A 10429-nucleotide genomic window follows, 5' to 3' on the forward strand; every position below is an offset into this window, starting at 1 on the left:
GCTGGTTACGTTGTATCGCTAGTTACGGACCAAGGCTGCCGGTACGGAACCGCGCTCGGCGCCCTTGACGATGGGTACGCGGACCGCGTTGCCCCATTCGGTCCAGGAACCGTCGTAGTTGCGGACGGTCTCAAAGCCCAGCAGGTACTTAAGCGCGAACCAAGTGTGGCTGGACCGCTCGCCGATGCGGCAGTAGGCCACGACGTCGTCGCCCGCCGTCAGGCCGGCTTCGCCGAGGTAGAGGGCTTCCAGTTCCTCACGGGAACGGTAGGTGCCGTCCTCAGCAGCAGCGCGGGCCCACGGAATCGAAGCGGCCGTGGGGATGTGGCCGCCACGCAGTGCGCCTTCTTCGGGGTACGCGGGCATGTGGGTGCGCTGGCCCGTGTACTCCTCGGGGGAGCGGACATCGATCAGGGGGTTGCCCAGGTGAGCCAGGACGTCCTCCTTGAAGGCCCGGATGGGAGCGTCGTTGCGCTCAACTTCCGGGTAGGTGCCCGGGGCCGGCGTCGGTACGTCCGTGGTCAATTCGCGGCCTTCAGCGATCCACTTGTCGCGGCCACCGTCCAGCAGGCGGACATCTTCGTGTCCGAACAGCGTGAAGACCCAGAGGGCGTAGGCTGCCCACCAGTTGGACTTGTCACCGTAGATCACCACAGTGGTGTCGCGGGAGATGCCCTTGGATGCAGCCAAAGCGGCGAATGCGGCACCGTCGACGTAGTCGCGCGTTACTTCATCGTTCAGGTCCGTATGCCAGTCGATCTTTACGGCACCCGGAATGTGGCCGGTTTCGTACAGGAGGACGTCCTCATCGGACTCCACAACCACCAGCTTGCCGTCTGCGATGGCGCCTTCGGCAAGTGCTGCGGCAAGCCACTGAGTGGATACGAGTCGTTCAGGGTTCGCATAGGACGCGAACTTTTCGTTTTCTTCAACGGGGTAGGACATGATGATGGCCTTTCACTGACAACGGGCGGAGCCAGGCCCTGGAAGCTGCATCAGTTGCCGGCCCGGCGTGCTCCAACACTAACCATGGGCCGCGAGGAATGCTTCCCCGCTGGTCACATGGTGAAACATGGCCTTGGTCACGTCACCGTTTTCGGGCCGCCCGATGCCGGTATTCTTGCTGGGGACCCAAATACTCTAAGAACGGACCACCGTGGTACAGATCGAACAACTGGCTGCCCGCACACCGGCAGTCTCCGTGGAGGAACTCCTTAAGGGTTTCTTCCCGTCTCCGCGATTCGGAGAGGTATCGTTCGATAGCTACCGCCCCGACCCTGCCCAGCCCAGCCAGGCCAATGCGGTGAAGCTGCTGTCCGCATTCGCTGACGGTGTTGGAGCCGATGACGGCGGTGGCCTGTTCAAGAAGTTGTTCGCCAAGAAGGCCCCCTCCGCCCGTGCTGGCATTTACCTTGACGGTGGCTTCGGCGTCGGAAAGACCCACCTTCTGGCCTCCCTTTGGCACCGGTCTCCGGGTCCCAAGGCCTTCGGTACTTTCGTTGAATACACCAACCTCGTAGGCGCGCTCTCGTTCCGCAAGACCGTGGAAGCCCTCAGCAACTACAAGCTGGTTTGCATTGACGAGTTCGAACTCGACGATCCCGGCGATACTGTGCTGATGTCCCGCCTGATGCGTGAACTGGCCGACGCCGGCGTAAAGCTGGCCGCAACCTCCAACACCTTGCCGGGTTCCTTGGGCGAAGGACGCTTCGCAGCCGTGGACTTCCAACGGGAAATCCAGGTCCTTGCCGATCAGTTTGATGTTGTCAGGATTGACGGCGAAGACTTCCGCCACCGTGGCCTGCCCGCAGCTCCGTCACCGTTGAAGACTGAAGAGCTCAAGCACCGCATGCACGCTGAGTTCGACGGACAAACAGTTGCTGTGGATGACTTCGGCACTCTCGTGCACCACCTCGCCGGCGTTCACCCCAGCCGCTACCGCCAGCTGATCTCAGGCATCGAAGCCGTGGTGTGGCGCGACGTCGAGACGATTACCGAGCAGGCAGTAGCGCTGCGCTTCGTGGTCCTCGCCGACCGTCTCTATGACAAAGATGTGCCGATTCTTGCCAGCGGCGTCCCCTTCGACAAACTCTTCACCGAAGAGATGATGACGGGCGGCTACATGAAGAAGTACTTCCGTGCCGTGTCCCGGCTTACGGCTCTTGCCCGTGAGGGGCAGAACCACGAACCTGCCTGATTCGGTTCCGGCTTTACTTGTGTGAAGGCATAAGCGGTTCCCGGTCTTTCAGTAACCAGCGGACCAGGATGCCTCCCGCCAATGCCCAGAAGGCGGCACCTACTCCGGCGAAGCTGATCCCTGAGGCGGCAAGCAGGAAAGTGATGCACGCCGGTACGCGTTCTTCTGCGACTGCCAATGCGGAAGAAATGGCTGAGGACAAGGTGCCCAGCAAGGCCAGCCCTGCCACTGCTTCAAGCAAACCCGCCGGTGCAGCAGCCACCACTGTGACAAGGGCCGCGGAGAACGCTGCCAATATCAGGTAGGCCAGCCCCGCAACGAACGCGGCGATCCACCGCCTGCCGTGATCTTTCCCCGCTTCCTCGCCCGCGGCCAAGGCGGCACTCAAGGCAGCAAGGTTGATGGCGTGGCCTCCGAACGGAGCGCCCGCGATGGTTCCGGCTCCGGTTACCACCATCGATGCCCGCCAGGGTGTTGTGAAGCCAAAGGATTTAAGCACGGCGACGCCGGGAATGTTCTGCGATGCCATCGTGACAATGAACAGAGGCAAGGCAAGCCCCACTGCTCCCTCCACCGTGAATGTTGGAGTAGTCCATTCGAGCCGCGGCAACAGGTCGTCCCCGGGAATCTGAACGCCGTTCGTCACGATATGGATGCCGATAACGGCCAGGGCGACCAACACTGAGGCGGGGACTGCCCAGCGGGCCGCGAACTTCATCATGACCAACCAGCAAAGGGCCACCGGGCCAACCAGCAAGGGCGCCTCTCCCAGGGATTTGAAGGGTGCCAGGCATAGGGGGAGCAGCACGCCCGCCAGCATCGCCTGCGCAAGCGCTGTGGGTATCTTCGCCATGAGGCTTCCCAGGCTGGGCAGTAACCCCGTCAGGACGATCAGCACCCCGACGACGACGAACGCACCCACCGCCGCCGGCCAGCCGCCGTCGACCATTCCTGCCGAGGCGAGGAGCGCCGCACCTGGGGTGGACCAGGCCAACGTGACAGGCATTTTCGACCTCCACGCCAGCCATAAGATGCCCAGGCCGAACGTCAGCGTGAGGGCCAGGAGGCCGCTGGAGGCTTGCGTCTGGTTGGCTCCCACAGCCCGGAGTCCGGCAAGGACTACCGCGAAGGAGGACGTGAAACCGACGAGGGCGGTGACGATGCCCGCCGTGATGGGCGGCCCCAACGTGTCCTGGCGGGAGGGGCGCTGGACTGCGGAAGAGGCTGACGGCATAGGGACCAAAATACCGGACAGGAAGCTGGTTACTCGTTAAACGCCAAGGGCACCGGTGGCGCCTCTCGGCGGGACCGGTGCCCCCTTGACGTATCTGGTACGGCGGGCTCAGGCAGCTACAGCTGCTTAGGCTCATCCGCGACGGGAGCCTGTGCGGCGTCTCCGTCTGTTGTAGCCACGAAGTCGGAAGCGGCATTCTGAACCGCGTCAACCTGACCTGCGAACTTGCCGCCTGTCTTTTCGTCGACGAAGTCTCCGGCCTTTTCGATGCCATTCTGGATGGCTTCTTCGTTGCCCTGAATGAGACCCTGAGCCTTACCCTTCAGGTCGTCAATTAAACCCACGGGCACCTCCCTTCCTTCGCGGAGCCAGTTCGCTCCTCCGCGTCCGACCCTAACACCACATTCAGGGTGTGCCAAGGATTCCAGGCGCGCTACGCCAAGGGCTTACTCAGCTCAAGGTGGCGCGGGCTGTCCGGATTCATGAGCGAGTGCTTACGGCCGTAGGAGAAATAGATGACCAAGCCAACAATGAGCCAGACGACAAAACGCAGCCAGGTTTCCCAGTGCAACTGGGACATCAGGAACGCGGAGGCCAGCACGCCGAACGCAGGAACTACCGGCATCCATGGCAAACGGAACGTGCGGGGGGCCTCGGGCCGCTTGTAGCGGAAGACGATGACGGAAATGCAGACTACAACGAATGCTGCCAGGATGCCGATGTTGGTGAGGTCTGCCACTTCCTTGATCGGGAAAACGCCAGCCAGGAACGCTGAGGCGATGCCCGCGATCCACGTCACGCGCTGCGGTGTGCCGTGACGGTCCGTACGGGCGAACCAGCCCGGCAGCAGGCCGTCGCGGCTCATGGAGAACCACACGCGGGTAACGCCCAGAAGGAACGTCAGCATGACCGTCAGGATGGATAGGACCGCGAAAACCGAAATGATGGTGGCGATGACCGGCAGACCCACCCCGGTGAACGCCGATGCGAAGCCAGCCTTGGGATCGATGTCCTTGTAGTTCTGCATGCCGGTGAGGACGAGCGTAGCCGCGACATACAGCAGCATGGCGATGATCAGGGACAGGACGATCGCCTTGGGCATGTGCTTCTTGCCGTCCTTGGCTTCTTCCGCGGCTGTACTCATGGCGTCGTAACCAAAGACAGCGAAGAACACCGTAGCTGCACCGGAGAAGACCGGGCCGAAGCCGCTAGGCATGAACGGATTGAAGTTCTCGGTGTTGATGTAGAAAGTGCCCAACCCGATGATGAACAGGATCAGCACCACTTTGATGGCGACAGCCACCAACTCGAAGCGCCCGAAAGCCTTGGTTCCCCTGCTCAGGATCCAGGTCACCAAGAGGCAGACCAGGATCGCCGGAAGGTTGATGATGCCGCCCTTGCCTTCATCCGCTGTGGATGTCATCCACGTGGGCATGTGGATTCCGATGCCGGACAAGAAGGCATCGAAGTAGCCGGAGATGCCGATTGCCACAACGGCAACAATGGCAATGTATTCAAGCAGGAGATCCCAGCCAATAAACCAGCCGATGATCTCGCCCAAAGCCACATAGCCATAGGTGTAGGCGGAGCCGGCCCTGGGGATCATGCCGGCAAATTCGGCATAGGACAGAGCGGCGGCGCCGGAAGCGAGTCCGGCAATAAGGAACGAGACGAGCACTGCAGGGCCAACGCCCGGGTTGTTTGCGTCGCCGTGGGCTACGAGGCCGGCCAGCGAGAAGATGCCGACGCCGATAATGCCGCCGACGCCGATGGCCGTCAGTTGCCAGAGGCCAAGACTCTTGAAGAGTCCACTGTGCTTGCTTTCTTCCTCGATGTCGTCAATGGGCTTGCGCCTCATGACGGATTGGGAAGCCGTCTGTTGATTCATGGGGTACTCCTGCCAGTTGGCGTGGAACGGTGATGAGCTCGCATTACATTCTGCGAGACGAATCACATTAGATAAAGCGACTTTTTCTTAGGTGTATCAGTTACTTCAAATAATGAATGGCATTTGGCTCCGCGTGTGCGCATAAAGGCTCAGTGTGGGCATAAAAAAAGCAGCTCCGAGGAGCTGCCTTTTTTCGTTGGAGCGGACGACGAGATTCGAACTCGCGACATCCACCTTGGCAAGGTGGTGCTCTACCAGCTGAGCTACGTCCGCACATGTTGTCTGCCCGGCAGATGCCTGGCCTTCAACAACAAACAAGTTGCCTTGTTCTGGTGGGCGATACTGGGATCGAACCAGTGACCTCTTCCGTGTCAGGGAAGCGCGCTACCGCTGCGCCAATCGCCCGTTTCCGGGTCCTCATGAAGGAATCCGTTCCTCATGAAAGAGAGCGGACGACGAGATTCGAACTCGCGACATCCACCTTGGCAAGGTGGTGCTCTACCAGCTGAGCTACGTCCGCACATGTTGTCTGCCTGGCACATGCCTGGCCTTCAACAACAAACAAGTTGCCTTGTTCTGGTGGGCGATACTGGGATCGAACCAGTGACCTCTTCCGTGTCAGGGAAGCGCGCTACCGCTGCGCCAATCGCCCATGCATCCAGCCGTGGCTGGAAGACATGGTTTTCACCGAGGTGGGTACGGGATTCGAACCCGTGTATACGGCTTTGCAGGCCGCTGCCTCGCCTCTCGGCCAACCCACCGTGTAAGCAGATTCCGAGGAATTCTTGCCTTGACAGTGCCTTGCGAGCGGACGACGAGATTCGAACTCGCGACATCCACCTTGGCAAGGTGGTGCTCTACCAGCTGAGCTACGTCCGCAGTGCCGTTACGCCGGCCTGCCCAGTAGGCATTCCGTCGCTTTCCGACGAGTAAAAACTCTATAGGAGGTTGCTTGAAACTCCAAATCGGTTGGTTGCTTTGGCTTCTTAACGGGCTTGGATCGTTGAATTTACGGGGCTCTTCGGGAGTTTCACGGCTGTAATTCCAGGCTTGTCATTCAGTGGTGGAAAGGTGGGCTGAGCGCGTTTTGCAATCCAGCCAGGGTGGGCTAGTCTTCTGTATGCATCAGCGAGTTGATGCACCTTCTACCCGGGCGATTGGCGCAGTGGTAGCGCGCTTCGTTCACACCGAAGAGGTCACTGGTTCGAACCCAGTATCGCCCACCAAGAGAAACCCCCGGATTTCCGGGGGTTTCTTGGGTTTCCGGGGCTTCAAGCCGGGCCATAGCGTGGCAGGGTCTGTGGAGTCATGGTAGGGAAGCCTGTTTGGGGCAGGGCCCCTGCCCTGCCCCAAAAGCTACCTTAGGGTGCTACATCGCTTGATGCGGCCCGTTCCGTACTTAGAGATTTTGCCCTTGCCAGCTCGATTTCTTCGCGCAGGGGATCGTAGCGTTCCCGACCAGCCGTTCGCCGATCAACGAAATAGTAGGCGACGAGTAGAGCCACGAAGAATGGAACACCCGCCACCCATGTCCAGGTGAGGCCTTCGATGAAGATCGTGGAGACGAGCACTGCGGCGAGGAACAGCAATGCAAGGATAGAAGTTACTGGGGCGCCCTTTAAGCGCGCGGGTGACGCGGGAAGACCGTATCGGACCCTAACCGTGCGGAACCGCATGTGGGTAATGAGGATAAGGATCCATACAACGAGTGCCCCAAATACGGAGATCCCAAACAAGGCCAGATAGGCGGTGTCGGCTGCCACAACAGAAAGTACGGCGGCAATGACGAGGCCGATTGAGCTTAGGATCAAGGCCATTGCAGGGGCACCGCCTTTTGTCAGCTTCCCGGCCCATTTCGGTGCGTATCTGTGTGCGGCAAGTGAGTGCATCATGCGGGTGGTGAGGTAGAGGTTGGCGTTTGCTGAAGACAGCGCTGCTGTTAGCACGACGAAGTTCATGATGGTTGCAGCCGCGGGGATGTTGGCCGCGGCGAACACCATAACGAAGGGACTTGCAGTGATATTGCCGCCTGCCTGCGACGTTTGGGTCCAGGGCACCACTGCTAAGACGATGCTGATAGCTACGACATAGAACAAAGTCAGGCGAAGAGCCATGGAGCGGGTAGCGCGGATAACGTCGCGACCTGGGTTTTCTGACTCTGCAGCAGTAACGGAGACGACCTCGGTTCCGATGAAGCTGAAGATGACGAAGACCATTGCTAACAGCAAGCCCTGCACCCCGTGGGGCATGAAGCCACCGTCAGATGTCAGATTACCTAGTCCCAAAGGTGCTTGGCCCGGAAGACCGAAAAAGAGAAGGGCCAGTCCCAAAAGGATAAATGCAACAATCGCACTCACTTTGATCATGGCAAACCAGTACTCGATCCTGCCAAACAGATTGACCGCTGCGGCGTTGACAGCAAGGATCGCGACCGAGAAGACAACGGTCGAGAGCCAGAGCGGAATGTCCGGCCACCAAAAGCGGACAAAAATGCCAGCAGCGATGACTTCGCCGCCGATGGCGATGCACTGGATGGCCCAGTACGTCCAGCGCACCACAAAACCCGCCCACCGGCCTACGTAGGAGTGTGCCAGCACCCCAAATGCTCCAGCCGTAGGGTGGACCACCACCATTTCGGCAAGCGCCCAGGCAATGACCAACGCCACGAGTCCGCAGACAATGTAGGCAATGATTGTTGAAGGACCGGCCTGCGAGATGGCCAGGCTGGAGCCGAGGAACAACCCTGTTCCAATTGCTCCGCCCAGACCAATCATGCTGAGCTGCCGTCCGGTGAGGCTGCGTTGCAGGCCATGTGTATTCGCTTGCAACAGGGTGTCTGTTGTGCTGTATTGATTCATGGAAATACTGCCTTGTCTGTAGGTAGTTCCTGTTCAAATCGGTGTGTCAGGGCGACAGCTTGCCGCGTTGTTTTCAGTGTCCTTGGAAGGCCTCCGCCAGCCACCAGGAGCCACCGTCCGAGGCGATCTTGGCGTCGATCACCAAGGGCCGGTCCTGCCCGCCGTCTCTGAACGTGGCAACCCATTCCCGTACTGGCTGAAGGTCCTCCAGTGTCCTGACGGTCACGCCGTCGGCTCCGTATCCCCGGGCGATCGCGGCAATATCCGTCTCCGGGAAGGACACGCTGCCCAGCTCCTCTTGCGTGTGGTGCTCCGCGAAGTGGTGGACCTCAGCGCCGTACGCGGCATCGTTGTAGACGATGCAGACCAGCGGCAGCTTCAGCCGGACGGCGGTCTCCAGTTCGCTGATGCCCATCAGGAATCCACCATCTCCGGCGCCCAGGACGGGCAGCCGCTGCGGTTGCGCTATGGCAGCGCCGATTGCCGTGTAGAGGCCAAGGCCAATGGCCTGGAATGCCTGGGTAAAACAGAACCCGAATTCGTCCGGCACCGCCAAATACTGGCTGGGGTAGCCCATGAAGTTGCCCGAATCCACTGCGACGATCCTGTCCGCGGGAAGGATGGTATCCAGTTCCCGGCTGATGACCCGTGGGTCGATCGACGTCGCAGTGCCAAGGTCCGGAGTCTCCACGTCCCGCCACCGTGCACTCTGTTTGATGGCGAGGGCGTTCTGCTCGGTGCGGTACTTTTCCGCCGCAGCAGGCTGGATGGTCCTGAGGACGTCCAGGGCGTCCTCGGCCGTGAGGGCGGAATCACCCAGCACGCCCAGGGTTATCTGCCTGTTGGCGCCCAACGAGGAATCTTCGACGTCGATCTGGACTACTTTTGTTCCGGCCGAGATCAACCGGCCGTGACGCATGGTCCACATATTCAGGGTGCAACCCCACCCGATAATCAGGTCCGCTGCGGTAATAAGTTCCGCGGTCAACGGCGAGGAGAACCCGCCGGAGATGCCCAAGTTATGGGAATCGCCGTTGAACAGCCCGTTGGCTACAGCCGAAGTCGCCACGAGCGCCCCCGCATGCCGGGCCAGGGCCAGGATGGAATCCCGGGCGCCCCTGCCGCCGCGGCCTGCGACGAACACGGGACGTTTCGCGTTCGAGATCAGCTCCACCAGCTGGTTCACTGCGCTGGTATCCGGACGAAGCCGCGCCGGTACAGGCACGACGACGGTACTCACCGTGTCTGCCGCGGTTCCGCTTTGGACATCCAAGGGCAAGCTGAGGACCACGGTCCTGCGCTCGTTCACCGCTGTTCGGAATGCCCGGACGGTATCCGCTACAGCCGTTTCGGGGGAGTGGATCCGTTCCGCCACGGCCCCGACGCTGCGCGCCAGTGCATCCTGATCGATCTTGAAGTTGGACCGGATGGCTGCCGCCTGCGTATCGGCAGTCAGCACGATCATGGGTGTGCGGCTCTTGGCAGCTTCTCCGACGCCGGTGATCGCGTTGGTCAGGCCACATCCTTGGTGCGTGGTTACCACGCCCACCTTGCCGGACATCCTGGAGTAGGCATCGGCCATGGTGGCAGCGCCGCCCTCATGGCGGGCCGCGGTGTAGGGAATTCCGGCGTTCATCAGCGTGCTCGTGATGTCGAAGTTGCCGCTGCCCACCACCCCGAAGACGTGGCCGACTCCCAGTTTTGCCAGAGTCTGGCCCACCAGGGTAGAGACCCTTACCTGCTCGCTCATGCGCCTGGCTCCGATGCTGAATTTGCTGAGCTCTCAACCAACGCATAAACGCGGCTGGGGCTGCCGGTCCCCCCAACGATAGGCAGGGGTGCAACCACCAGCGTCGCGCCGGTGACTGGGAGGCGGTCAACGTTCCGCAGCGACGTCACACCGTATTTGTCCGCGCCGAGCAGGAACGAATGGACGGGGAACATCGGGTCCAGCGTGGCTGCCTGGCCGGCGTCGATGCCGACCGTTTCCACGCCGAAGCCGCTGATGGAGGCGTTTCCGGCGAGCCATTTGGCACCAGCCGCTGAGACCCCCGGAGTGTGGGGGCCGGCGTCGTCAGCGTTCATGAAGTCCACWGCGTTACCGCCGCGGGYGGACCAGCCGGTGCGGAAGATGACCCAGCAGTTTTCCGGGAAGGGGCCATGCTCCTGCTGCCACTGCTCGAAGTGTTCGGGCTCCAGCAGGAAGTCGGGGTCCTGGGCGGCTTCGGCGCTCTTGTCAATCACCACGGCCG

General features: G+C 61.0%; 8 protein-coding genes and 7 tRNA genes. 2 read left to right on the forward strand and 13 right to left on the reverse strand.

The features are described 5' to 3' along the window. Positions 1-18: 18 nt before the first annotated feature. Positions 19-945: a sulfurtransferase gene (locus AB4Y87_RS22785; RefSeq protein ID WP_442006527.1), complete on the reverse strand. Its 927-nt coding sequence runs from the start codon at positions 943-945 to the stop codon at positions 19-21. A 211-nt stretch (positions 946-1156) separates the two neighbouring features. Here AB4Y87_RS22785 and zapE point away from each other — a divergent pair, with 211 nt between their 5' ends. Beyond that, positions 1157-2197, forward strand: a complete 1041-nt coding sequence (gene zapE, locus AB4Y87_RS22790) for a cell division protein ZapE (RefSeq protein WP_442006528.1) — start codon at positions 1157-1159, stop codon at positions 2195-2197. 13 nt (positions 2198-2210) lie between these two features. Here the strand turns inward: zapE and AB4Y87_RS22795 are convergent, their stop codons facing one another. The 9 genes from AB4Y87_RS22795 to AB4Y87_RS22835 all read right to left on the reverse strand — a co-directional run bounded on the left by AB4Y87_RS22795 (position 2211) and on the right by AB4Y87_RS22835 (position 6198). Then, positions 2211-3431, reverse strand: coding sequence for a benzoate/H(+) symporter BenE family transporter (locus AB4Y87_RS22795; RefSeq protein WP_442006529.1), 1221 nt, complete (start codon positions 3429-3431; stop codon positions 2211-2213). 116 nt (positions 3432-3547) lie between these two features. Then, positions 3548-3781, reverse strand: coding sequence for an antitoxin (locus AB4Y87_RS22800; protein WP_442006530.1), 234 nt, complete (start codon positions 3779-3781; stop codon positions 3548-3550). A gap of 83 nt (positions 3782-3864) precedes the next feature. After that, positions 3865-5319 carry an amino acid permease gene (locus AB4Y87_RS22805; RefSeq protein WP_442006531.1) on the reverse strand — a complete coding sequence of 485 codons (1455 nt, stop codon included), beginning with the start codon at positions 5317-5319 and terminating at the stop codon, positions 3865-3867. A 197-nt stretch (positions 5320-5516) separates the two neighbouring features. Further along, positions 5517-5592: transfer RNA gene (locus AB4Y87_RS22810), tRNA-Gly, on the reverse strand. A gap of 57 nt (positions 5593-5649) precedes the next feature. Beyond that, positions 5650-5724, reverse strand: a tRNA-Val gene (locus tag AB4Y87_RS22815). Positions 5725-5766: 42 nt separating this feature from the next. After that, positions 5767-5839, reverse strand: a tRNA-Gly gene (locus tag AB4Y87_RS22820). 57 nt (positions 5840-5896) lie between these two features. Beyond that, positions 5897-5971, reverse strand: a tRNA-Val gene (locus AB4Y87_RS22825). A 38-nt stretch (positions 5972-6009) separates the two neighbouring features. Then, positions 6010-6080 (reverse strand) — tRNA-Cys (locus tag AB4Y87_RS22830). 45 nt (positions 6081-6125) lie between these two features. Then, a tRNA-Gly gene (locus AB4Y87_RS22835) sits at positions 6126-6198 on the reverse strand. Positions 6199-6470: 272 nt separating this feature from the next. Between AB4Y87_RS22835 and AB4Y87_RS22840 the strand changes: the two genes are divergently transcribed. After that, positions 6471-6545, forward strand: a tRNA-Val gene (locus AB4Y87_RS22840). A gap of 135 nt (positions 6546-6680) precedes the next feature. Here the strand turns inward: AB4Y87_RS22840 and AB4Y87_RS22845 are convergent. From AB4Y87_RS22845 to AB4Y87_RS22855, 3 genes are all read right to left on the reverse strand, one after another. Then, positions 6681-8177 (reverse strand): amino acid permease, encoded by a 1497-nt coding sequence (locus AB4Y87_RS22845; RefSeq protein WP_442006532.1) that lies wholly within the window; start codon positions 8175-8177, stop codon positions 6681-6683. A gap of 73 nt (positions 8178-8250) precedes the next feature. Further along, positions 8251-9927, reverse strand: a complete 1677-nt coding sequence (locus tag AB4Y87_RS22850) for a thiamine pyrophosphate-binding protein (protein ID WP_442006533.1) — start codon at positions 9925-9927, stop codon at positions 8251-8253. Continuing rightward, positions 9924-10429, reverse strand: a 506-nt coding sequence (locus AB4Y87_RS22855; protein ID WP_442006534.1) for a cyclase family protein, incomplete at its 5' end; no start/stop codon positions are given. The genes AB4Y87_RS22855 and AB4Y87_RS22850, both read right to left, overlap by 4 nt.

The sequence above is a fragment of the Paenarthrobacter sp. RAF54_2 genome, from assembly GCF_052113945.1.
Classification (GTDB): domain Bacteria; phylum Actinomycetota; class Actinomycetes; order Actinomycetales; family Micrococcaceae; genus Arthrobacter.

What these genes read in the sequence shown, in the direction of transcription:
- AB4Y87_RS22785 (WP_442006527.1), bottom strand. Translation starts at nt 945, where the DNA reads ATGTCCTACCCCGTTGAAGAAAACGAAAAGTTCGCGTCCTATGCGAAC.
- AB4Y87_RS22805 (WP_442006531.1), bottom strand. Translation starts at nt 5,319, where the DNA reads ATGAATCAACAGACGGCTTCCCAATCCGTCATGAGGCGCAAGCCCATT.
- AB4Y87_RS22850 (WP_442006533.1), bottom strand. Translation starts at nt 9,927, where the DNA reads ATGAGCGAGCAGGTAAGGGTCTCTACCCTGGTGGGCCAGACTCTGGCA.
- AB4Y87_RS22795 (WP_442006529.1), bottom strand. Translation starts at nt 3,431, where the DNA reads ATGCCGTCAGCCTCTTCCGCAGTCCAGCGCCCCTCCCGCCAGGACACG.
- AB4Y87_RS22845 (WP_442006532.1), bottom strand. Translation starts at nt 8,177, where the DNA reads ATGAATCAATACAGCACAACAGACACCCTGTTGCAAGCGAATACACAT.